Raw genomic sequence first — 22674 nt, 5'->3', positions numbered from 1 at the left:
CGCAGGTTGCAGCGCGCCCTTCGCATGCACATATGCGTGCCTGTTTTCAAGTTCTTGATGAAAATGTTAGGGAAACACGCCGATTTCGGCGGGAAGACAACGTGGCCACAAAGCTCGACGGACTTTGGATGCATGACCTCAAGTGGCGCGAGCCGCTCGATGTCGCGCGCGTCCTCGCCGAGCGGCCGGGATTCGCCTTTCTCGACAGCGCGATGTTCGAGCCGAAGCTGGGGCGCTATTCCTTTATCGGAATAGAACCTTTCGGCAGTTTTACCGCAATCGGTGGCCAGGCGGCCTGGAACGGGGCGTCTCTCGACGCACCGCCCTTGGCGGCCCTCCGCACCCTTCTGGCGCGGTTCGCGGTGCCGGCTGATCCGGACCTGCCGCCGTTTCAGGGCGGGGTGATCGGCGCCGTGCCCTATGAATTCGGCTGGGAGTTCGACGGCTTGCGCGGTGGCAAGCATACCATCGCCCAGGACGAGCCGGTTTCGCTCGGTTTTTATGACCTTGTTCTGGCGTTCGACCATCTTCTGCGGCGCGCCTATATTTTTTCCTCCGGCCTGCCGGAGACCGACCCCGACGCACGCGCGGCGCGTGCCACCGCGCGAATCCAGCAGGTGTTGCACCTCATCAGCCATTCCGCGCGCGGCAACGTCGAACAACCGCAGCCGATTCGCGGCTGGACCTCGAATTTCACGCCCGCAGCCTATCATGCTGCGATCGAGCAGGTTCAGGCGCATATTTTTGCGGGCGACATCTACCAGGCGAATATCGCGCAAAGGTTTTCTGCACATCTGCCGGCGGATTTCTCGCCCTTTGGCTTCTACGAGAAACTGCGCGCCGCCAATCCGGCGCCCTTCGCAGCCTATCTCAATCTGGGCGGAACGGTGATCGCTTCCTCTTCGCCCGAACTGCTTTTGCGCAAGCGCGGGCGCGCGATCGAGACGCGGCCGATCAAAGGCACGATCAATCGCTCGCCGGACCCCGCGGCAGACGCCCGCCGCGCCGAGGCGCTGAAAAAGTCGGAAAAAGACCGCGCGGAAAACATCATGATCGTCGATCTTCTGCGCAACGATCTCTCCCGCGTCAGCCGGCCGAATTCGGTGGACGTGCCGGTGCTGTGCGGTCTCGAATCCTATGCCAACGTCCACCATCTCGTCTCCGTGGTGACGGGCGAACTTGCGGCGGACAAGGATATCGTCGATCTCCTCGCGGCCACCTTTCCCGGCGGCTCGGTGACCGGTGCGCCGAAGCGCCGCGCGATGGAGATCATCGACGCGATCGAAAAGGTCTCGCGCGGCTATTATTGTGGCTCGATTGTCTATATCGGGTTTGACGGTACGACGGATATGAACATCGCTATCCGCACCGCGGTGCTGAAGCCGGGCCGTGCCTCGCTGCATGCGGGCGGCGGCGTCACCATTCTGTCTGATCCCGTTGCGGAATATGTCGAGACGGAAGTGAAGGTGAAGCGCCTGTTCGAGGCATTCGGCGCCGCCGATGAACTGGAAGAAGCAGCGCAATGAGCGGTCAGGTTCTCGTCATCGACAATTACGATTCGTTCGTCTTCAATGTCGCCCGATATTTTGAGGAATTGGGCCGCGACGTTGCCGTGCGCCGTAACGATGAGATCGACATTGCCGCGATCCGCCGTGCGGCTCCCGCGGCGATTGTGATTTCGCCCGGCCCTGGCACGCCGCGCGAGGCGGGGATTTCCGAAGCCGTTGTCGCGCAACTTACCGGCGAGATCCCGATCCTCGGCGTTTGCCTCGGTCATCAGGCGATCGGCGAGGTGTTCGGCGGCAAGGTCGTACCGGCCAAGCGGCCGCTCTACGGGCGCACGTCGCGGGTCGCGCATGACGGCACCGGGCTTTTTGAGGGCCTGCCGCAGCCGTTGGTGGTCGGGCGCTATCACTCACTGATCGTCGAGCCGACAGCGGCGCTCGAGGCGGAGCTTGCGATCGATGCGGTCTCGGAAGAGGGCGAGATCATGGCGCTCTCGCATCGCGCCGCGCCGGTCTATGGCGTGCAATTTCATCCTGAATCGATCCTGACGGAATTTGGCCATGCTCTTTTCGCTAATTTCTTGCGCCTCACAGTAGAAAGAAAGCCGCGTGTTCTGGTTTGATGGCGCGTTGCGAGAGCAGTCGATCGTTCCTTTCGACCTGACGGACCGCGGCTTGACGCTGGGCGACGGGATTTTCGACACGTCGCTGGCGCGCAACGGCCGCATCTTCCGGCGCAAGTCGCATATCGACCGGATGGCGGACGCCGCCGAAATTCTCGGCATCCCCTTCGATGAATCCGTCGCGGCGCGGGCTCTCGATGCGCTCGCCGAGTCGATTGTCGATGGCGCGGTGCGGCTGACGCTGACGCGCGGGCCGGGTCCGCGCGGTCTCTTGTTTCCGAAACAGCCGAAACCGGTATTCTTCGGCGTCGCGGCCGAACTGGGACGCCCGCTGTTCCCGGTCCTGAAGCTCGGCACGACGGCGATCCGGCGCAACGAGACCTCGCCCGGCTCGCGCATCAAGGCGATTCCCTACCTCGATTCCGTCATCGCGCTGGAGCAGGCGGCGTCCAGGGGCGCCGATGAAGTTCTGTTCGAAAATACGCACAGCCGCGTCGCTTGTCTTGCGAGCGCGAATATTTTTGCGGTATTCGGGCGTCAATTGGTGACGCCGCCGCTCTCCGATGGCGCGCTCGCCGGCACGACACGAGCCTTCGTTCTGTCGAAGGCGCATGGCTTGCATTATGACGTTGCCGAGCGCTCGCTGCCGCTGGAGAAGTTCTCGCGCGCGGATGCGCTTTTCGCCACCAGCAGTCTGCGGCTGATTGCCCCGTGCAGTCGGCTCGACGCCATCGCCTATCCCTCTGAGGAAAATGAAATCGTGCGCGAATTGCAGGCTGCGATCCAGGAGGCGATCGCCGCCGAATGCGGACGTTTTTGAAGAGAGTTCCGCCGGCGTGGCTTTGCAAGCGCCGCCGCGCGGGGGATAATAGCGCCGCCGGGCGACCGGCTGAATTTTGGTCCCAACCGGTCTTTTGATGTTGCGTCTCGCGATCCTGCGCCATGCCGAAGCCGTTCCGCTCACCGATGAATCGGATGCCGAGCGCGAGTTGACGCCGACCGGTCGCGACATGGCCGAGCGGATGGGCCGCTATTTCCACGATTCAGGTCTTAAGCCCGATCTCGCGCTGGTCTCGCCCGCCAGGCGGGCAAAGGAGACGTTCGAGGGATTGGAGCGCGGCGCCGGCGATACTTTCACCGTCGATTATCTGCCGGACCTCTACAGCGCCGATCTGCGCACACTGGAGGATGTCGTCGCCGAGGCGCCGCCGGATGCGAAGTTTCTGCTCCTCGTCGGGCATAATCCGGGCCTGGCGGAACTGGCGCTCGTCCTCGCCGGACGCGGCAACAAGTCGGAACTGGCGCGGATGCGCGGGCATTTCCCCGCACCGGCTCTGGCGGTCATCGATTTCGACGTCGATACCTGGCGCAAAGCGCGGCGCGGCGACGGCCAGCTCGAACATTTTGTGACTCGCCACGTTCTGGCCAAATGAATCGCATGGCCATTTAAGGGGTCTTCCGTGCCCTCTTTCGCCGATTTCCTCTTCGATGCCGGGCTGGCGATCCAGAACCTCGCCGAATCCCTTTCGGGGCGGGCGCTGCGGCTTGGCGTCACCGGTCTGTCGGGCGCGGGAAAGACGATTTTCGTCACCGCGCTCGTCCAGCAACTCACTCTCGCCGCCCGCGTCGCGGCGCAGGGCGGCAAGAATCCGCTGCCGGTTTTCCGCGTCCATGCCGAGGGACGGCTGGTGCGCGGCACGATCGAGCCGCAGCCGGACGATGCCGTGCCGCGCTTTGCCTATGAGGAGCATATCGCGACACTGACCGGCCCCGGCGGCGATTCCGAAAAACGCGCCTGGCCCGAGTCGACGCGGCGCATCTCCGAACTGCGGCTGACGCTGGAATTCGAGCGCGAGACGAGCTTCGGCCGGCGCAATTCGCAGCTCTCGATCGATCTCGTCGATTATCCCGGCGAGTGGCTGCTCGATCTGCCGCTGCTTGGAAAATCCTATCAGCGCTGGTCGCAGGATACTTTGGAAGCCAGCCTCGCCCCGGCGCGGGCCCCGCTTGCCGCCGAATGGCGCGCCTATGTGACTAGCCTCGATCCCGCGGCGCTGTCCGATGAGGCCGTGGCACAGAAGGCGGCGATGCTTTTCACCGCCTATCTGCGCGCTTGCCGGGCGGAGCCGATCTCGGCTTCCGCCCTGCCGCCGGGACGGTTTCTGATGCCGGGCGATCTCGAAGGCTCGCCGCTGCTCACCTTCTCCCCGCTGCCGCTCACCGAAGGCAGCGAGATCGCCCCGCAATCGCTCGCCGGCATGATGGCGCGCCGTTACGACGCCTATCGCAACCATATCGTGCGGCCCTTCTTCCGCGACCATTTCGCCCGTCTCGATCGCCAGATTGTACTTGTCGACGTTCTCGCCGCGCTCAATGCCGGTGTCGGGGCGGTGCGCGATCTCGAACATGCGCTCGGCGAGGTTCTCAACGCCTTTCGCGCCGGCAAGAACACGCTGCTGACCAGCTTGCTGCGGCCGCGGATCGACAAAATCCTCTTTGCCGCGACGAAAGCGGACCATCTCAACCACGTGAGCCATGATCGGCTCGAGGCGATCCTGCGTCGGTTGACGGCACGCGCCATCGCACGATCGGAGGATGTCGGCGCTGCGATCGATGTTGTGGCGCTCGCCGCCGTGCGGGCGACGCACGAGGCCAATGTCGGCGGCCGGGGCAATGCGGCGCTGGCCGCTGTCGTCGGCATTTCGATGGCGGGCGAGCGCATCGGCAACGAGGTTTTCGACGGCCGCACGGAGGCGGCCATCTTCCCCGGCGAACTGCCACGCGACCCGGACGCGGTCTTCTCCGGCGATATGGGCGTGGTCGATCCACGCATGGCGGATTATCGTTTCGTGCGCTTCCGGCCGCCGATCGCGCAGCGCGATGCCGCCGGCATGGCATTGCCCCTGCCGCACATCCGCCTCGACCGCGCCTTGCAATTTTTGATCGGCGACAGATTTGATTGAGGGCTCAAAGAGGATTTCCGTGGCGAGCGAAGCAAAGATAAAGCCTCAGGCGTTTCGAATCGGCAAGCCGGGCGCGGCGGAGCCCATGCCCGAGACGTTCACGCTCGAGCCGGTCGAGGATTTCGTCGAGGCCGAGGCCGCGAAGGCGGTGGCGCCCATCGATCCGGCCGAACGCGCGGTCGAATCGGCACAGGGCCGCGGCATCACGCGCAGCAGCCTCATATCCTGGGGCGGGCTGTTCTTTTCCGCGGCCGGCGGCTTCATCCTGGTTGCCTTGAGCAATTGGCTGATCTCGCTCGTCGTTGAGCTTTTCTCGCGCTCGAAAGTGCTGGGCTATGTGGCGGTCGGCCTCGGCGGCCTTGCGCTTTTCGCGCTGGCCGTAATGGCGGCGCGCGAAATCTGGAGCATCGCCCGGCAAAGCAAGATCGCGCATATGCATATGAGCTTTGCCGCCGCGCGCGCGGCCGACGATCGCGACGCGGCGCGCCGTCTCGTCGCTGAGCTTGTCGGCCTGCAGGCCAAGCGCGGCGCGAACGCCGCCGTGCGTGCCAATCTGCTCGACCTTACCAAGGAGATTATCGACGGACGCGATCTCATCGACATTGCCGAGCGCGACCTCGTCCTGCCGCTCGATCGCAACGTTGCGCGCGAGATCGCCGGCGCCGCCAAGCGCGTCTCGATGGTGACGGCGATTTCGCCGCGCGCGCTCATCGATGTCGCTTTCGTTGCCGCGCAGGCGCTGCGGCTGGTACGACGGATTTCGGAGATTTATGGCGGACGCCCGGGCTTTTTCGGCTTCATCAAGCTGATGCGCTCGGTCGGAGCGCATCTTGCGATCACTGGCGGCGTCGCCATCGGCGATTCGCTGATCCAGCAGGTCGTCGGGCACGGCATCGCGGCGAAACTTTCGGCGCGGCTGGGAGAGGGGGTGCTGAACGGCATGCTGACTGCGCGCGTCGGCCTTTCCGCCATGGCGGTGTGCCGGCCGATGCCCTTCGAGGTCGAATCTTCTCCCGGCATTGGCGATGTCGCGCCATTTCTTTTCCAGTCGGAAAAGAAAACCCCCGACGCGGCACATAAGAACTAATTAACTCTCGGCGATGTCGCGCAGGCGTTTGGTGTCGAGAAGATCGAACCCCTGTTTGGCGACGCTGATGATCGCCTCGCGGACGAGGCGCGCCATCGTCCGGTTCACCGTCTCGACCGTCATGCCGAGATAGTCGGCGATATCGGCTTGCGGCACGCGCACGGGGACGTTCGCCGGATTCGAATCGGGCCGCGCGCAGCTTTCAAACAGCGTCAGAAGAAATTGCGCCATTTTGGGCTCGGCTTTTCGCTGGCTGAGAAGCGCAATCTGGCTGCGCGCGCGCGTCAACTCCTCGTGCGTCACCACTGCGAGAGCGGAAAGAACCTCCGGCTCGCGCTGCAGCAAGCCATGGAAATCCTGCCGCCGGAATTGGCAGAGATAGACCGAATCGAGGGCGTCGGCGCTATAGTCGTTGCGCTCGCTGAGCGGGAACAGCAGGAGATCGCCCGCCTTGGCGAAACCGATGACCTGCCGCCGGCCGTCGAGCATACGCTGATAGAGGCGCAGCATGCCGGTGCGGACGACATAGACGCTGTCGGTTTCCTCGCCCTGGCGGAAGAGGGTCTTGTGCGATTCGAGCGTCACCAGCCGGGAGACTTCGGCGAGGAGCGCCTTATGGCTGTCCGAGAAATGACTGCAGAAGCCCTTGCTGCGCAGCTCGCAATAGCTGCACGCGCGGCTTTTCTCTGCCAAAAAGTTTCTTGCTAGATCCACTTCTTTTCGCGGGTTTGCGACCGGGCCGGATGCCGTGTCCCGCGCCTCAATCTCTAATGTTTACCGTCACTAAGCTGACGCAGAATCAGCGGGCGGAAATTGATCTGGATCATGCCAAACGGGGGAGACAATTTGCCGCGAGTTGATGCAGGGCGGACTTGAGCAGGATCATCCGTCGCGCGCCCGGAGGGTGCAAGTTCCTCATATATGACATGCGCAAACCGTGGGGGAATTTGCATGAGAATTACAAAACTGGCCGGGACAACGGCCCTATGTACAATGGCCGTACTTGGCATCACCGGAACCAAGGCTTTTGCGGATACCGTCAGCCCTGCCGGCTGGACGATGAATCTGCCGGTCGCCGTGGTTCTCCCCGGCGGTCTCTATTTTGCCGACACCGGTTATTACATGAACCGCCAGTCGGGCATCGGCCGGGTCGATGCGGAGGTCAACCTTCCGACATTGGTGTGGTCGACGCCGTGGGATTTCCTCGGCGGCCATGTCGAGGCGATCGCCGCAGTGCCGGAGCTGAGCGTCGGGGATCACACCGCCGGCGTGAGCGATACGTCGTTCTACAATGCGGCGGCCCTTATCGGCGAAGTGTGGAACCTCGGCAGCGGCTGGAGCGTGTCGGAATTCGCCGGTGCCTTCTTCCCGGTCAATACTGACGTCGGCCAGCTCGGGATCGGCGGCAATTTCTGGACGTTCACCGATCTCGCGGGCATCGCTTACAACACCACCGACGGCTGGAGCCTCGGGGCGAACTTCACCCTCGGCATCAGCGGCAACAACGCCAGCTACGGCTACCAGACTCAGCCCGATACGATCGACGTCGATTTCTCGGCGGTGAAGCACATCGACAAGTGGGAGCTGGGTCTCGTCGGCAATGCGTCGACCGACATCAGCAACACGGTCGGCAACGACTACGGCAATTATCGTTACAGCCAGGTCGCGCTCGGCGGTCTCGTCGGCTACACCTTCGGATCGGTGACGGCGGAAGTCTTCGCGACGCGCAGCGTCCTGGCGAACAATCAGGCGCCGCTCAGCCTCGGTGGCCCGGACACGCGGGTTTGGGGCCGCATCATCATTCCGTTGTGGAATCCCCCGGCGCCGGCCGCACCGGTCGTCGCCAAATACTGAATTTCACAGGCTCCCGTCCAGGGCATGTGACTTGGACCGGCCTTCGGGCCGGTCCTTTTTTATCTGGCGCCGGTTTTTATTGGACGCCGAGCTTCTTCTGCAGATTCGTCGAAGAGGTCGTGTACTGGAAGGTCAGCTTCTTGTCCGGATAGACATAGCGGTGCACCTTCTGCGCGGCCAGCGAGCCCTCGTGGAAGCCGCAGAGAATGAGCTTCAGCTTGCCGGGATAGAAGTTGATGTCGCCGATGGCGAAAATCCCCGGCACGTTGGTTTCGAATTGCGCGGTATCCACCGGGATCAGATTTTCGTTGAGGTTGAGGCCCCAGTCGGCGATCGGCCCGAGCTTCATGGTGAGGCCGAAGAAGGGGATCAGCCGCTCGGCGGCGATCACGACCGCGTCTTCCTTGCCGGCCTTGAAATGGGCGCCGCTCAATTCGCCGTCATCGCCGGAAAGCCCGACGATCTGGCCGATGCGCAAATCCAATTTGCCGGCGGCCACAAGCTCGCGCATGGCATTGACCGAATGCGGCGCGGCGCGGAAATCGTCACGGCGATGGACGAGCGTGATCCGCTTGGCGATCGGATGCAGGTTCAAGGTCCAGTCGAGGGCGGAATCGCCGCCGCCGACGATAATGACATTCTTATCGCGGAATTCTTCCATCTTGCGCACGGCGTAGAAGACGGATTTGTCTTCATAGAGCTCGATGCCTTCGATCGGCGGCTTCTTCGGCTGGAACGAGCCGCCGCCCGCGGCGACGATCACCGCCTTGGCGGTGAAGGTAGCGCCGGCATCGGTCTTCACCCGGAAGGCGGGCGCCTCGGGCGTGCCAAGAGTCTCGAGCTCCGTCACCAGTTGATTGAAATGGAAGGTCGGGTGGAACGGCTCGATCTGCGCCAGCAGATTGTCGATCAGGCCGGCGCCGGTGATCGTCGGATGGCCGGGAATGTCGTAGATCGGCTTTTCGGGATAAAGCTCCGAGCATTGGCCGCCGGCACGCGGCAGAATGTCGATCAGGTGGACTTTGATATCGAGCAGCCCGAGCTCGAACACAGTGAAGAGGGCCGAAGGACCGGCGCCGACGATGACAACGTCGGTTTCAATATTGTCTACCATCAAAGGCTCCTTGGAAATTCTCATCGCGGGCAGCATGCGCCGTCCGCGGCTCAGCACATCTCGACGATCATCGCGGAATTGGCGCGGGGCTAACCCTGGCGCGCCGGCGTCGTGACGATCAGCCCCTCAACTTCGGGCCCGATCTTGATCTGGCATGCCAGGCGCGAATTTGGCTGCACGGCATAGGCGAAATCAAGCATGTCCTCTTCCTGCGGGCTGGCCTCGCCAGTCAGCGGGACGAAAGCTTCATCGACATAGACGTGACAGGTTGCGCAGGCGCACGCCCCGCCGCATTCGGCGGTGATCTCGGGGATCGAATTGCGGATCGCCGCCTCCATGACGGTCGAGCCTTCCTCGGCTTCGACCGGCCGCTTTTCGCCCGATGAATCGATGAAAGTAATATGGACCATTGATGCTTTCTCTGGAGGTTTGAAGGAGGGGATTGCGCGCCTTTTAATGAAGAGCTTGCACAATGAATAGCCTCGTCTTGGCGACGAAGCCGGAATTTGGCCCAAAACCGCGGTTTTGGCGGGACTTTTTTGCCGCAGCGCAGCAATTACCCGCCTGGATTGCGGAAATTGGCGGCTACGGACGCTCGCCGAGATGGCGCCGGATGGCCGCCAATGCGGCCTCGCTGGCGCCGGGAAGGCGCGCAAATGCGTCTGGCGCGGCGGCGCCCGCCCGCCACTCGGCCTCCGCGGCTGCGGCGGCTTCCGCGAGGGCAAAGGCGCCGACGGCCCTGGCAGAGCCCGTGAGTTTGTGTGCGAGATCGGCGCGGGCAAGCGGCGTGGCGGCGGGATCGTCCAGTGCTGACAGGATCGCTGTGGATTGGTCGGCAAAGAGTATCAGCAGTTCGCGTTGAAGCGCCGTATCGCCGCCGGTTTGCGACGCGAGATGATGCGGATCGAACGTCTTCACCGATCGTACTATCTCTTCGGTCAACGCCGGCTTCATTGCGGCCCGCGATTCATGAATCCGTCCCCAGCGAATTTTGCGCTGGCCTTATCGGCAGCTTGCCATCGTACGGATTTTGCTTGACAAGTTACAGGGATAACCGTGGTGGCGCCCGCGTGCGGCAATTCTTTGTTTTTATGGTGAAGGCCGCGTTAACGACGTTTGCAAACCTTCGACAGCGGCGGTTTCAATCGCTCTAGCGCGGATGTAGACTGCCTTTGGTTAACGGAATGTTTGCGGTTTTGCCGCCGGCCGGTGGCAAAACGCGTCGTGAGTAGGGTGCGGATGCGTATCTCCGTTTGCGTAAGAGGTTATCATGGCGACGTCCAATAAGGCGCAAGATCCGGCGGCTGCGGCGCTGTCGGCGATCGAAGAGGCGTTGAACCTTTCCGCCGACTCGCCCGCCGAGGATGAAAATAAGGCGCCGGAGATTTCGACGCCGATTTTCCCGAAGGCTTCCGACCCCGACAAGACGCCGAAGGTCATGCGGCGCTATCCGGAAGGACCGGCGCTCGGTGTGCCGTCGTTCGGCCCGGACGATCGTTCGCTGCCGCGCCTGCCGGAGGTCGAGGAACACCCGCTCTTCGTGCCAAAGAAGCCGGAGACCGGAAAGTCGGCGGGGCAGAGCGATTTTGCCGCCAGCCAGGCGCCCGTCCAGCCGGCTGGCGCGCCGGCCAACGATGACCGCCATTCCGTCGGCGCGATGCTCCGGGCGCTGAACCAGCGCCCGAGCCCGGCGCCGTTGGTCATTGCCGGGCTTTTGTCTTTAGTCTGGCTCGTTCTCGCCGGGCTTTATTTCGGCGCGCATCGTGCCGAACTTCTGGTTCCCGGCGCTTCGGCCCTGCGTCCGGAGACCGCGTTGTTCGCGATTATCGCGCTTGGGCCGGTCATTTTCTTCGTCGTCACCGCGCTCTTGGCGCGCCGGGCGCAGGAGATGCGTCTGACCGCGCGTTCGATGGTTGAGATCGCGATGCGGCTTTCCGCTCCGGAGACGATCGCCAGCGAGCAAATGGTGACGTTGTCGCAAGCCATCCGCCGCGAGATCGTCTCGATGGGCGACGGCATCGAGCGGGCACTGGCCCGCGCGGGCGAACTTGAAACCCTGGTACGTTCCGAGGTCTCCAATCTCGAGCGTTCCTATTCGGAAAACGAGCGCCGGATCCGTTCGCTCGTTGACGAGCTGACGACCGAGCGCGAATCGATGCTCGCCAACAGCGAGCGGATGCGTGCGGCGATCGGCAGTGCGCAGGATTCCTTTGCCCGCGAGCTCGACAGCGCCGCCGGCGGCCTGACCGAAAACCTTAACGGCACCGGCAATCGCATCACCAATTCGCTCGGCGCCAAGGCCGAGGAAATCCGCTTCTCGCTCGCTCAGGCGGGCGAAGATCTGGTCGGCGCGCTGGCCGCTCACGGCGAGGACATTATCGGCCGGCTCGATCAGGCGCGTGAGGCCGTCGAAGCGAGCATCGGGCGCGCCAACTCCGAACTGGCGCAAAGCTTCAATCAGCGCCTCAGCGAGATCGACGCCCATCTCAACGAAACCGGCGAGGCTTTTGCGAGCCATATTACGCAGCGGCTGAACGATGCGAGCGAGCGCGCCGCCCTGGCGCTGAGCGGGGCGACCTCGGCCTTCGATCAAGTCTCGAACGACCTGACGCAAAAGTTCGCTGATGTCGACGCGCATTTGCGTGACAGTGGCCAGAGCCTCGTCAGCGATATCGCGCAGAAGCTCGACGATGCGAGCGAGCGCGCTGCCCTGGCGCTGAGCGGGGCGACCTCGGCCTTCGATCAAGTCTCGAATGACCTGACGCAAAGGCTCGCCGATGTCGACACGCATTTGCGCGACAGCGGCCAGAGCCTCATCAGCGAAATCGCGCAAAAGCTCGACGATGCGAGCGCTCGCGCCGCCGCCGTGCTCGAGGACTCCTCCTCGACGCTCACGGCACATTCCGAGCGGATGCACGAGCGCCTCGCGGCCACGGCGCAAGAATCTTTCGACAGTTTCGCTTATCACGCGGGGACGCTCAACGATCGCTTCGCCGAGACGGCGGGCGATGCCATCGGCGCCATCGCGACGCATGGCGAGCGTATCAACGAGACTTTGTCCGAGCGGCTCGCGCGGTTCGAGGATGCCATTTCCGGCCACGGTAACGAGATCGCCGAGCGGCTTGGCGAAAGCGCCGATGCGCTCGCGGCTCGGCTCTCCTCGCATTTCGAGACATTGCAGGGCGTGCTCGACAACCAGGGCGGCGAACTCGACCGCAAGCTCTCCGAGCACAACGATCATACCGTCGCGGTCTTCGCCGAGCAGGCGCAGAATCTGGACGATCGCGCCTCCGCACGGGCGCAGCAGGTCGCCGATTCGCTGGAAGGGCTGCTTGGCCGGATCGACAATGCGCTTGATGGACGTGCCCGCACGCTGCACGAGACGCTTGCCGCACGGACGCTCGAAATCGCCCGCGTGCTGAGCGATGGCAATCGCGAAGTTACGCAGGCGCTCGAGGCGCGCGCCGAAGCGATCAATGCCGATCTGGCGCAGCAGGTCGCGGCCTTTACCGAGAATTTCGCCGAAAAGGCCGGCGAAGCGCATCATTTACTGAGCGCGAGCACCGCCGGCATCGGCGATTTGCTGGCAAATCGCGCGGAGGAAATCAGCGCGGTCCTGAGCAGTCAGACCAACGAGATCAATACGACCTTCGATGCGCGTGCCGGCGAAATCAACGCCTCTCTGGCAGGCCGGGCGGCGGAAATTGCACTGCTGCTGTCGGCCAAAGCCGATGAGGTCGATCAAGTGCTGGGGGCGCGTGCCACGGAGATCGCGCAGACTCTCTCGGTCAAGGCCGACGAGGTCAACCGTCTGCTGGGCGGCCGCGCGATCGAGATCGCGCAGACCTTGTCCGATCAGGCGCAGGACGTGAACGAGGTGCTGGGCGTTCGCGCCAGCGAGATCGCCGATACGCTTGATAGCCGCATCGCCCGCTTCGAGGAGCAGATCGTCGGCCGGCTCGATCTCGTCACCAGTGACCTCGACCAGCGGGGGCGCGAGCTCTCCGACAATCTGGCGGCGCGGGCGCAGGAGATCGACCAGACGCTTGCCCACCACACCGGCTCGATCAGCGCCGCGCTCGACCACGAATCGGGCCAGCTCGAAGGTCTGCTGAGTGGCCGTGCCGATGCGCTGCGCAGTCTGCTTGGCCAGGCCTCGCAAGATCTGGACACCACGCTCGCCGGCCGTATCGCCGAGATCGGCGGGGTCCTTGCGGGCCGCGTCAACGAGATCGGCTCGACTTTGGCGGGGCGCCTGGTCGAGCTGCAGGCCACGCTCGACGAGCGCGGCGGCAATTTGCACGACACGCTCAGCGCACGGTCCGACGACATCCGTGCCGTCCTCGACACGAAGGGTTCGGATCTTGTCGAAAGGATTGGCCAGAAGCAGGCGGAACTCGCCGCCACGCTCGATCAATCGACGCAAAGCCTCAACACTGCTCTGGCGGCCGGCGCCAGCGCTTCGGTCGATTCGCTTGTCTCCACGCATCATCAGGTGCGCGCTGGCATGACTGAAGCCATCGGCGCTCTCGATGAGAAGAACGCCGCCGTGCAGCGGACTGTTGAAAGCGCCCAGGCGAGCTTCGCGAGTGTCGAAATCGCTCTTGCCGCGCGCATCGCCGAATTCGAACGGGCGACCGCCAACATCGGCGAGCAGATCGAGAGCCTCGGCGCCAATGCCGGTTCGACGATCAGCAGCGCCGAGGCGCTCTATCAGGTTATCGCGCAACAGCAGCAGTCTTTAGCCGCCGCCGCCGCCGATCTGTCGCGCTCGCAGGTTGAACTCGACCGGACGCTCCACGAACGCCGCGGCGCGATCGAAAGCCTTTTGACCACCGTTGCGGCCCGGCGCGAGGAATTCGAAGGTGTGATGGGGTCGTTCCAGGCTCTCGTCGATGAAGCCTTCGGCCGCGCCGAGGCGCGCGCGGAGGAGATCGGGTCATATCTGGCGAATACATCGCAGATGACGGCAGGCCAGGTGGAACGGCAATTCAGTGATATCCGTGCTTCGATCGGCAGCGAGCGCGAGCGCACCGCCGAGCTTCTGCAGGCGGCCTATCAGCAGGCGAGCGCCGAGATCGAAGATATCTTCGGCAAATCGACGGCGCGGTTCCAGACGGCCGCGGCGGAGATGCGCGGCATTGCCCGCGAGATCCAGCGCGAGCTGGAGACGACCCGCGAGGAAGTCCGCCGCAACGCCGTCGGCCTGCCGCAGGAGACGGCCGAGCAAACCGCAGCAATGCGCCGGGCCGTCGCCGATCAGATCAAGGCGCTCAACGAGCTGACGGATATCGTCGCGCGTTCCGGGCATTCCTACGATCTTTCGGACCCGGTGACCGCCCCGCGTGAGGCCGCACCCGCGCGACGGCTGGAGCCCGCACGGTCCGAGCCGCCGCGTGCGGCACGCCCGGCACCGGCGCCGGCGGCACCACCGCGTCCCGCGGCCGCCGACCGTAGCCCTGGCTGGCTGTCCGATCTGCTGGCCCGCGCCTCGCGCGAGGATCAGCAGACGCCGCGCCGGCCGTTCCAGCCGGAAGAGCCGTCGCCGCCGCGTGGCCTGCCCGCGATCGGGCGCGCCGCCGCGGCCTCGGAGCCGCTGGAGACGATCTCCCACGATATCGCGCGGATGGTCGATCACGCGGCGATCGCCGAGGCATGGGATCGCTATCGCAGCGGCGAGAGCGGAGCCTTCGCGCGCGGCATCTACATCGGCCGCGGCGCGCAGACCTTCGAGGAAATCCGCCGCCGCTATCGTGGCGACAGCGAATTCCGCATCACGGTCGATCGCTATATCCAGGAATTCGAGCGCCTGCTTGCCGATGTCAGCCGCGACGATCGCGACGACACGCTGACCCGCACCTATCTCACCTCGGAGACGGGCAAGGTCTATACGATGCTTGCGCACGCGGCGGGCCGGCTGAACTAAGCCGGCCACGCACGGCCCGTAAAAATGGCGCGTAAAAATTGCCAGTCGGCCTATAAGCCGGGTTTGGTATGGCGCGCGAAGCGCGCGTGATGGCCATTCCTCTGGGACGGCCGTTGCCGACCGTCTCAAGCAACCTACCCGGACGCGGGCCAGAGACGGCCCTGCGGCCTCTTGCGAGACCGCCTGCGCCCCTATTCGGTTTTGCTCCCGGTGGGGCTTGCCATGCCGCGACTGTTACCAGCCACGCGGTGCGCTCTTACCGCACCGTTTCACCCTTGCCTGCCGGCGAACCGGCGGGCGGTCTCGTTTCTGTGGCGCTATCCCTGGGGTCACCCCCGCCGGACGTTATCCGGCACCGTGTCTCTATGGAGCCCGGACTTTCCTCCGCAAAAGCGGCGGCCATCCAGCCGACTGGCCGGCTCGGGATAGGCGCGTGACGGTCTGCCGTCAACCGAAGCGGAATATTGGCGCCGCACGCCCACCGCGATCCCGACAAAATTTTAAGGGATTTCTGCACCTTTGAAAAAGGCATTTCCTTCGCGGTGGAGGCAGAAATGAAGATGCGCAACGGCCTTTCGATAGCGATGCTCGGTCTTGTCCTCTCCGGCTGCGGCTATACGCCGGAGCAGCGCGCGACATCGGGTGCGGCGATCGGCGGAGCGACCGGATTGGCGCTCGGCGCGGCGGCCGGGGGGTCGCCGGGCGCGGCTCTCGCGGGCGGCGTCCTGGGCGCCGCGACCGGTGCGATTGTGGGCGCCAACACGCGACCGCCGCCGCCACCGCCGCCGGGCTATTATCCGCCGCCACCGCCGCGCTGCGCACATTGGGGCTATGATGTCTATGGGCGCCCGATCTGCGTGGCGTATTACGGATATTGATCGGCGCGGCCCAACCTCATGCAAGATTTCGCGCCTGACAGTCCCTTGGCCGTCGCGCATCCCTCGCCGAACCATGGCGACAGGGACGAGCAGGTGCCGCGCGCGATCATCCTGCACTACACCGGCATGAAGACGGGCGCCGCGGCTCTGGAGCGCTTGCGCGATCCGGCGTCGGAAGTTTCAGCGCATTATGTCGTCGAGGAAGACGGGCGGATATTTCAGCTCGTGCCCGAGGCCCGCCGCGCCTGGCACGCCGGTAAAAGTTCTTGGGCCGGCGAGACCGACATGAATTCCGCTTCGATCGGCATCGAGATCGTCAATGGCGGCCATGATTTCGGGAACCCGGCGTTTCCCGATGCGCAGATCGAAGCCGTCATCGCGCTTTGCCGGGACATCGCGCAGCGGTATGGGATTCCGCCGCAAGACATTCTCGCGCATTCGGACATTGCACCGGAGCGCAAAGCCGATCCGGGTGAGCTTTTTCCGTGGGCGAAGCTCGCGTCGGCCGGGGTCGGCCATTATGTGCCGCCGCATCCGCTGGGCCCCGATGCGGGCTTGAGCTTGGGCGACGAAGGCGCGGAAGTCTGGAACCTTCAGCGCAAACTCGTGGCCTATGGTTACGGACTCGACGTCACGGGGGTCTATGACGATCAGACCGAGAAAGTGGTGATTGCCTTCCAGCGCCATTTCCGGCCCGCGCGAATCGACGGCAAAGCCGATCTTTCGACGCTGAAGACTCTGCAGGATTTGCTGGCGTCGAGTTAGCTCCCGCCACGCTCGGAGCGGCTGAAATTGCTCAGATGGCCCTCGCGCGCCGCCTGGTCGCGCGCCCCGCGCAGGAAGGCGCGGCTTTTGTTCTCCGGCGCCACGAAGGAGACCTGCTGCGCGATCTCGATATTGCCGCAGGTGGGGCAGGCGGGCGTGTCGCTGGAACGCACCAGCAGCTCAAAATCCTTGTCGCATTTCGAACAATGGTAGCTGTAGAGCGGCACGCACGGGCCTCCTGTGAACTGTCCCGCTGCTGCTATTCCAATCTCGTGCCAGATTATTCCGCCGCGACGGCGGTGCGATCGTAGTTCAGGATCGGCGCGAGCCAGCGCTCGACTTCCGCGACGCTCATGCCCTTGCGCCTGGCGTAATCCTCGACTTGATCGCGCTCGATCTTGCCGACGCCGAAATAATGCGCCTGCGGGTTCGCCAGATAAAGCCCGTTGACCGAAGAGCCCGGCCACATGGCGAAGCTCTCCGTCAGCTTCACGCCAATGCGCCTCTCGGCGTGGAGCAGATCGAACAGGGTCGCTTTCTCGGTATGGTCGGGCTGCGCCGGATAGCCCGGCGCGGGACGGATGCCGCGATATTTTTCGGTGATCCGCTCCTCGTTGGTCAGCGTCTCGTCCGGCGCATAGGCCCAGAATTCGCGCCGCACGCGCTCGTGCATGCGTTCGGCGAAAGCCTCGGCGATGCGGTCGGCGAGCGCCTTGACGAGGATCGAGCGATAATCGTCATTCGCCTTGGCAAAACGCTCCGCCAATTTCTCTTCGCGCGCCCCGGCGGTGACGACGAAGGCGCCGATATAATCGGCCTTGCCGCTGGCTTCGGGCGCGATGAAATCGGACAATGCGATATTGTATCGGCCCTCGCGCTTGGAGAGCTGCTGGCGCAGCGTGTGCAGCGTCGCCAGAGTCTCGCCGCGGGATTCGCCAGTGTAGAGCCTTATGTCGTCGCCCACCGCATTCGCTGGCCAGAAGCCGATCACGGCTTTCGGATCGAACCAGCGCTCGGTGACGATCTGCTTCAGCATATCCTGAGCGTCTTCATAGAGCTGGCGCGCAGCTTTCCCCTGCTCCTTGTCGTCGAGGATTTCCGGGTAATGGCCGCGCAATTCCCAGGTGCGGAAGAACGGCGTCCAGTCGATATAGGGGATCAACTCCTCGACATCATAGGTGCGGAAAACACGCGTGCCGGTGAAGAGAGGCTTCGGCGGCAGATAGTCGGAGAAATCGAGCTTGAGGCCGTTTGCACGCGCCTTGGCGAGGGATACGCGCGCCTTGTCGAGTTCCGCGCGCGCGTGAGCATCCGCCACCTTCTGGTATTCGGCGCGCACTTTGTCGATATAAGCGCCGCGTTTATCGTGCGAGAGCAGCGATTGCACGGTGCCGACCGCGCGGCTCGCGTCGGTGACATAGACCGTCTGGCCGCGATGATAGTTGGGATGGATCTTCACCGCCGTATGCACGCGGCTCGTCGTCGCTCCGCCGATGAGCAAGGGCAGATCGAAGCCCTCGCGCTCCATCTCGGAAGCGACGAAGCACATTTCCTCAAGCGAGGGCGTGATGAGGCCGGAGAGGCCGATCGCGTCGACATTCTCGGCCTTGGCCGTTTCGAGAATCTTCGCCGCCGGCACCATGACGCCAAGATCGATGATCTCATAATTGTTGCAGGCGAGGACGACGCCGACAATATTCTTACCGATGTCATGCACATCGCCCTTGACCGTCGCCATCAGGATTTTGCCGGCGCTGGAGCGCGCGTTGGCCCCCTTTTCCGCTTCCATGTAAGGCAGCAGATAGGCGACGGCCTGTTTCATCACGCGGGCGGATTTGACGACTTGCGGCAGGAACATCTTGCCGGAGCCGAAGAGATCGCCGACGACATTCATGCCGCCCATCAAGGGGCCTTCGATCACGTCGAGCGGCCGCGTTGCCTTCTGCCGCGCCTCTTCGACATCGACATCGATATATTCGGTGATGCCGGCGACGAGCGCATGTTCCAGCCGCTTCTCGACCGGCTGCTCGCGCCAGGCAAGGTCACGTTCCTTCGCTTCAATGCCCTTGCCTTTGTAGCTTTCGGCAAGCGCCAGCAGCCGCTCGGTCGCGTCGGGGCGGCGGTTCAGCACGACATCCTCGCAGGCCTCACGCAACTGCGGTTCTATGTCTTCATAGACCGCGAGCTGGCCGGCGTTGACGATGCCCATATCCATGCCGGCGGCGATCGCATGATAGAGGAAGACCGAGTGCATGGCCTCGCGCACCCGTTCATTGCCGCGGAATGAGAAGGAGAGGTTGGAGACGCCGCCGGAAATGTGAACGAGCGGAAAACGTTTGCGGATTTCCGCCGTGGCCTCGATGAAATCGACGCCGTAATTATTGTGCTCCTCGATGCCGGTCGCGACGGCGAAAATATTCGGATCGAAAATGATGTCCTGCGGCGGAAAGCCGACCGTCTCGGTCAGGATTTTATAGGCCCGCGCCGAAATCTCGACCTTTCGCTCGAACGTATCCGCCTGGCCTTTCTCGTCGAAGGCCATGACGACGACCGCAGCGCCATAGCGGCGCACGGCCTTTGCCTGTTCGATGAATTTCTCCTCGCCTTCCTTCATCGAGATCGAATTGACGATCGGCTTGCCCTGGACGCATTTCAGGCCGGCCTCGATCACCGAGAATTTCGAGGAATCGATCATCACCGGCACGCGGGCGATGTCCGGCTCGGCGGCGACGAGGTTGAGAAAATCGACCATCGCCTGCTTCGAATCGAGCAGGCCCTCGTCCATGTTGATGTCGATGACCTGCGCGCCATTCGTCACCTGATCGCGCGCGACATCGAGCGCGGCGGCGAAATCGCCCTCCTTGATCAATTTTCGGAAGCGGGCCGAGCCGGTGACATTGGTGCGCTCGCCGACATTGACGAAGCGGATGTCGGGCGAGAGCGTAAATGGCTCCAGCCCCGAGAGCCGCAATTGCGGTTCGATTTCGGGAATTTCGCGCGGCTTCAATCCCGCGACACGCTTGGCGATCGCGTGGATATGCGCGGGCGTCGTACCGCAGCAGCCGCCGACGATATTGACGAGGCCGGACTCCGCGAATTCGCCGATGAGGCCCGCCATATAGTCCGGGCTCTCGTCATAGAGACCGAATTCGTTTGGCAGGCCCGCATTGGGATAGGCGCAGATCAGAGTGTCGGCGGCGCGCGAAAGCTCGGCGAGATGCGCCCGCATTTCCCGCGCGCCGAGCGCGCAATTGAGCCCGATCGAAAGCGGGCGCGTATGCTGCAGCGAATACCAGAAGGCCGTCGGCGTCTGGCCGGAGAGGGTGCGCCCGGAAAGATCCGTGATCGTGCCGGAAATCATCACCGGCAGGCGGCGGCCGAGTTTCTCGAACACATCGTCGATGCCGGCATAGGCGGCCTTGGCATTCAGCGTATCGAAAATCGTTTCGATCAGCAGAACATCAGCGCCGCCCTCGATGAGCGCTTCGGCCGCTTCGGCATAGGCGGCACGCAATTCGTCGAAGGCCACGGCGCGAAAGCCGGGATTGTTCACGTCCGGGGAAATCGATGCGGTGCGGTTGGTCGGGCCCATCGCACCCGCGACGAAGCGGCGGCGGCCGTCCTTCGCCATTGCCCTGTCGGCGGCGCGGCGGCACAGTCGCGCGGCCTCGCGGTTCAATTCCGCCACCAGCTCCTCCATCCCGTAATCGGCCTGGGCGATGCGGGTGGAGGAGAAGGTGTTGGTGGCGATAATGTCGGCACCGGCCTCGCAATAGGCGAAATGGATCGCCTCGATCGCGTGCGGCTGGGTCAGCACAAGCAGATCGTTATTGCCGCGCAGATCGCTCGGCCAGTCGGCGAAGCGGGTGCCGCGGAAATCGGCCTCGGTGAAATTGTGCGTCTGGATCATCGTGCCCATGGCACCGTCCAGCACCAGGATGCGCTCAGCAGCGGCGGCGCGAAGATCTTTCTCGGTATCGGACGCGGGAACTCTGGACATTCAGACGACTTTCGTCTCGGCCGTGGGTCTCAGGCCGAGCAAATGGCAGATGGCATAGACGAGATCGGCGCGGTTCATTGTGTAGAAATGGAAATGGTCGATGCCCGCGTCAACGAGGTCGAAAACCTGTTCGGCGGCGACGGTCGCGGCGATCAGCCGCCGCGTCGTCGGGTCGTCATCGAGCCCCTCGAAGCGCTCGGCGAGCCACCCCGGTACCGTGGCTCCGGCCCTCTCGGCAAAGCGTGCCGTCTGGCGGAAATTCTGCACCGGCACGATCCCCGGGATGATCGGAATCTCGATGCCTCGGTCGCGCACCTTGTCGAGAAAGCGGAAATAGACCTCGTTCTCGAAGAAGAACTGGGTGATGGCACGGGTCGCGCCCGCGTCGATCTTGGCTTTCAGCACATCGATGTCCTGATCGACCGAGGCACTTTCGGGATGGCCTTCCGGGTAGGCCGAGACGGTAATCTCGAAATCGGCGAGCCGTTTCAGCCCGGTGACGAGTGCGGTGGAATTGGCATAGCCGCCGGGATGCGGGTGGAAGCGGCCGACGACCCCACCCGGCGGGTCACCCCGCAGCGCCACGATGTGGCGCACGCCGATCTCCCAATAGGCGCGGGCGATCTCATCGACCTCCGCGCATGTCGCGCCGACGCAGGTGAGATGGGCAGCAGGCTTGATCGCTGTTTCGCCGGCGAGGCGGGCGACCGTCGCGTGGGTGCGCTCGCGCGTCGCTCCGCCGGCGCCATAGGTGACCGAGACGAATTCGGGTGCGAGTGGCGCGAGCCGCTCGATCGAGTTCCACAGGGTTCGCTCCATCTCCTCCGTCTGCGGCGGAAAGAATTCAAACGAGACATTGATTCCCGAGCAGATCCGGCGGCTGGCGCGCGGCTGAGGTTCGGAGAAATCGGCCAGGGCCATCAGGCAAACTCGCGATTGGTGAGGGGGATTGGATCGGCGATGACGCGGCGGTCGCGGCCGAGCCAGAGGGAGACGGTCAGCTTGCCGCCGTCCTTCTTGCTGGGAACGAGATCACGCCGGCCGATCACGTCAAGGCCGGCTTCTTCCATCAAGCCAGCGATCTCCTCGCCAGAGAAGCCGAGGCGGCGGTGCGCGTGCTGCGTGCGCAGGCTCTCTTCCTCATGCGGGGCGAAATCGACGATCAGCAGGCGGCCGGAGGGGCGGAGCGCCCGCGCCGCCTCACGCACGGCGCGGGCGGGATCGTCGAGGTAATGCAGGACCTGGTGGATGATGACGAGATCATAGCAGCTATGCTCGACGGGCAGGGCATAGATGTCCCCCTGGCGGAGCTGGACGTTGCGCAGTCCGGCTTTCTCGATCCGGGCGCGGGCGAGGGCCAGCATTTGCGGCGATTGGTCGATACCGACGGCGCGTTCGGCGCGCGGTGCGACGAGTTCGAGCATCCGGCCCGTCCCGGTGCCAAGATCGAGAACGGCGTTCAGCGGCGCCCGGCCGATGAGCTCCGTAACGGCAGTTTCGACCCGCTCCTCGCGGATATGCAGGGCGCGAAGCTTGTCCCAGTCCGCCGCATGGGCGGCGAAATAGCGGGCGGCCTGCTCGACGCGAGCGCGGCGAACCTCGGCGAGCCGGTCGCGATCCGCCTGGCGGGCGGTATCCTGTGGGGCGAGAGTCGCGAGGATATTGCTCAGCAATTTGGCAATCGGCCCCGTGCTCGCGGCCAGAAAGAAGACCCAGGCCCCCTCGCGATGGCGCTCGACCAGCCCGCCCTCCAGCAGCAGTTTGAGATGACGCGAGATGCGCGGCTGCGACTGGCCGAGGATGGTGACGAGCTCGGTGACCGTCAGTTCCGCCTCGGCGAGCAGGGCGAGCAGGCGCAGCCGTGTCGGCTCTCCCGCCGCGGCGAGCGCGTCGAGCAAGGTTTCGAAAGAGGTCGTCTCAGAGGCCATCGCTGCTCTCAAGTTTCATAAATCATATAAA

18 protein-coding genes and 1 other RNA gene are annotated in these 22674 nt (G+C 64.0%); 10 read left to right on the top strand and 9 right to left on the bottom strand.

The window, feature by feature from the left end; translation table 11 throughout:
- The first annotated feature begins 101 nt into the window (after window positions 1-101).
- The 6 genes from pabB to CWB41_RS00630 all read left to right on the top strand — a co-directional run bounded on the left by pabB (window position 102) and on the right by CWB41_RS00630 (window position 6178).
- Window positions 102-1526: an aminodeoxychorismate synthase component I gene (gene pabB / locus CWB41_RS00655; protein ID WP_342633302.1), complete on the top strand. Its 1425-nt coding sequence runs from the start codon at window positions 102-104 to the stop codon at window positions 1524-1526.
- Entirely contained in the window at window positions 1523-2128 is a 606-nt protein-coding gene (locus CWB41_RS00650) for an anthranilate synthase component II (protein ID WP_115835890.1), read from the top strand. The genes pabB and CWB41_RS00650 overlap by 4 nt, the downstream gene beginning before the upstream one ends.
- Window positions 2115-2948, top strand: a complete 834-nt coding sequence (locus CWB41_RS00645) for an aminotransferase class IV (RefSeq protein ID WP_115835891.1) — start codon at window positions 2115-2117, stop codon at window positions 2946-2948. Before CWB41_RS00650 ends, CWB41_RS00645 begins: the two co-directional genes overlap by 14 nt.
- A 97-nt stretch (window positions 2949-3045) precedes the next feature.
- Window positions 3046-3561, top strand: coding sequence for a SixA phosphatase family protein (locus CWB41_RS00640; protein ID WP_115835892.1), 516 nt, complete (start codon window positions 3046-3048; stop codon window positions 3559-3561).
- A 27-nt stretch (window positions 3562-3588) separates the two neighbouring features.
- A complete protein-coding gene (locus CWB41_RS00635; protein WP_115835893.1) occupies window positions 3589-5091 on the top strand; it encodes a YcjX family GTP-binding protein in 1503 nt (500 codons plus the stop codon).
- 85 nt (window positions 5092-5176) lie between these two features.
- Window positions 5177-6178 carry a YcjF family protein gene (locus CWB41_RS00630; RefSeq protein WP_245411204.1) on the top strand — a complete coding sequence of 334 codons (1002 nt, stop codon included), beginning with the start codon at window positions 5177-5179 and terminating at the stop codon, window positions 6176-6178.
- Here the strand turns inward: CWB41_RS00630 and CWB41_RS00625 are convergent, their stop codons facing one another.
- Complete coding sequence (locus CWB41_RS00625; protein WP_129396363.1) at window positions 6179-6871, bottom strand: Crp/Fnr family transcriptional regulator; 693 nt, start codon at window positions 6869-6871, stop codon at window positions 6179-6181. It lies immediately after the preceding gene.
- A gap of 258 nt (window positions 6872-7129) precedes the next feature.
- Here CWB41_RS00625 and CWB41_RS00620 point away from each other — a divergent pair, with 258 nt between their 5' ends.
- Window positions 7130-8032 (top strand): transporter, encoded by a 903-nt coding sequence (locus CWB41_RS00620; protein ID WP_165203898.1) that lies wholly within the window; start codon window positions 7130-7132, stop codon window positions 8030-8032.
- Between the two features lie 76 nt (window positions 8033-8108).
- Here CWB41_RS00620 and CWB41_RS00615 read toward each other — a convergent pair whose 3' ends face one another.
- The 3 genes from CWB41_RS00615 to CWB41_RS00605 form a co-directional block, all read right to left on the bottom strand.
- Window positions 8109-9146 (bottom strand): NAD(P)/FAD-dependent oxidoreductase, encoded by a 1038-nt coding sequence (locus CWB41_RS00615; RefSeq protein ID WP_115835897.1) that lies wholly within the window; start codon window positions 9144-9146, stop codon window positions 8109-8111.
- Window positions 9147-9235: 89 nt separating this feature from the next.
- On the bottom strand, window positions 9236-9556 hold the full coding sequence (locus CWB41_RS00610; RefSeq protein WP_115835898.1) for a 2Fe-2S iron-sulfur cluster-binding protein: 321 nt from the start codon (window positions 9554-9556) through the stop codon (window positions 9236-9238).
- Between the two features lie 175 nt (window positions 9557-9731).
- Window positions 9732-10088: an Hpt domain-containing protein gene (locus CWB41_RS00605; RefSeq protein ID WP_245411205.1), complete on the bottom strand. Its 357-nt coding sequence runs from the start codon at window positions 10086-10088 to the stop codon at window positions 9732-9734.
- A 328-nt stretch (window positions 10089-10416) separates the two neighbouring features.
- Here CWB41_RS00605 and CWB41_RS00600 point away from each other — a divergent pair, with 328 nt between their 5' ends.
- A complete protein-coding gene (locus tag CWB41_RS00600) occupies window positions 10417-15072 on the top strand; it encodes an apolipoprotein A-IV repeat region-like domain-containing protein (protein ID WP_115835900.1) in 4656 nt (1551 codons plus the stop codon).
- A gap of 37 nt (window positions 15073-15109) precedes the next feature.
- On the opposite strand, the gene rnpB is transcribed toward CWB41_RS00600, so the two are convergent.
- An RNA gene (rnpB, locus tag CWB41_RS00595) (RNase P RNA component class A) lies at window positions 15110-15487 on the bottom strand.
- 139 nt (window positions 15488-15626) lie between these two features.
- Between rnpB and CWB41_RS00590 the strand changes: the two genes are divergently transcribed.
- Both CWB41_RS00590 and CWB41_RS00585 read left to right on the top strand, forming a co-directional pair.
- Window positions 15627-15950 carry a hypothetical protein gene (locus tag CWB41_RS00590; RefSeq protein WP_115836360.1) on the top strand — a complete coding sequence of 108 codons (324 nt, stop codon included), beginning with the start codon at window positions 15627-15629 and terminating at the stop codon, window positions 15948-15950.
- 18 nt (window positions 15951-15968) lie between these two features.
- Window positions 15969-16715 carry an N-acetylmuramoyl-L-alanine amidase gene (locus CWB41_RS00585; RefSeq protein WP_115835901.1) on the top strand — a complete coding sequence of 249 codons (747 nt, stop codon included), beginning with the start codon at window positions 15969-15971 and terminating at the stop codon, window positions 16713-16715.
- Here CWB41_RS00585 and CWB41_RS00580 read toward each other — a convergent pair.
- Genes CWB41_RS00580 through CWB41_RS00565 form a run of 4 tightly spaced genes read right to left on the bottom strand, consistent with a single transcriptional unit; the run spans window position 16712 to window position 22643 of the window.
- Window positions 16712-16942 (bottom strand): FmdB family zinc ribbon protein, encoded by a 231-nt coding sequence (locus CWB41_RS00580; protein WP_115835902.1) that lies wholly within the window; start codon window positions 16940-16942, stop codon window positions 16712-16714. The genes CWB41_RS00585 and CWB41_RS00580 overlap by 4 nt on opposite strands.
- A gap of 53 nt (window positions 16943-16995) precedes the next feature.
- Complete coding sequence (gene metH / locus CWB41_RS00575) at window positions 16996-20715, bottom strand: methionine synthase (RefSeq protein ID WP_115835903.1); 3720 nt, start codon at window positions 20713-20715, stop codon at window positions 16996-16998.
- On the bottom strand, window positions 20716-21636 hold the full coding sequence (metF, locus tag CWB41_RS00570; protein WP_115835904.1) for a methylenetetrahydrofolate reductase [NAD(P)H]: 921 nt from the start codon (window positions 21634-21636) through the stop codon (window positions 20716-20718). It abuts the gene before it with no gap.
- Entirely contained in the window at window positions 21636-22643 is a 1008-nt protein-coding gene (locus tag CWB41_RS00565; protein WP_115835905.1) for an ArsR/SmtB family transcription factor, read from the bottom strand. Before CWB41_RS00565 ends, metF begins: the two co-directional genes overlap by 1 nt.
- Window positions 22644-22674: the final 31 nt, after the last annotated feature.

The organism is Methylovirgula ligni (genome assembly GCF_004135935.1).
Classification (GTDB): Bacteria; Pseudomonadota; Alphaproteobacteria; order Rhizobiales; family Beijerinckiaceae; genus Methylovirgula; species Methylovirgula ligni.
This window is presented reverse-complemented; position numbering and strand designations above follow the sequence as displayed.

Coding starts and splice junctions, on each gene's coding strand:
- CWB41_RS00650 (WP_115835890.1), top strand. CDS start 1,523: ATGAGCGGTCAGGTTCTCGTCATCGACAATTACGATTCGTTCGTCTTC.
- CWB41_RS00640 (WP_115835892.1), top strand. CDS start 3,046: ATGTTGCGTCTCGCGATCCTGCGCCATGCCGAAGCCGTTCCGCTCACC.
- CWB41_RS00630 (WP_245411204.1), top strand. CDS start 5,177: ATGCCCGAGACGTTCACGCTCGAGCCGGTCGAGGATTTCGTCGAGGCC.
- CWB41_RS00620 (WP_165203898.1), top strand. CDS start 7,130: ATGAGAATTACAAAACTGGCCGGGACAACGGCCCTATGTACAATGGCC.
- CWB41_RS00615 (WP_115835897.1), bottom strand. CDS start 9,146: ATGGTAGACAATATTGAAACCGACGTTGTCATCGTCGGCGCCGGTCCT.
- CWB41_RS00610 (WP_115835898.1), bottom strand. CDS start 9,556: ATGGTCCATATTACTTTCATCGATTCATCGGGCGAAAAGCGGCCGGTC.
- CWB41_RS00600 (WP_115835900.1), top strand. CDS start 10,417: ATGGCGACGTCCAATAAGGCGCAAGATCCGGCGGCTGCGGCGCTGTCG.
- CWB41_RS00590 (WP_115836360.1), top strand. CDS start 15,627: ATGAAGATGCGCAACGGCCTTTCGATAGCGATGCTCGGTCTTGTCCTC.
- CWB41_RS00585 (WP_115835901.1), top strand. CDS start 15,969: ATGCAAGATTTCGCGCCTGACAGTCCCTTGGCCGTCGCGCATCCCTCG.
- metH (WP_115835903.1), bottom strand. CDS start 20,715: ATGTCCAGAGTTCCCGCGTCCGATACCGAGAAAGATCTTCGCGCCGCC.
- metF (WP_115835904.1), bottom strand. CDS start 21,636: ATGGCCCTGGCCGATTTCTCCGAACCTCAGCCGCGCGCCAGCCGCCGG.
- CWB41_RS00565 (WP_115835905.1), bottom strand. CDS start 22,643: ATGGCCTCTGAGACGACCTCTTTCGAAACCTTGCTCGACGCGCTCGCC.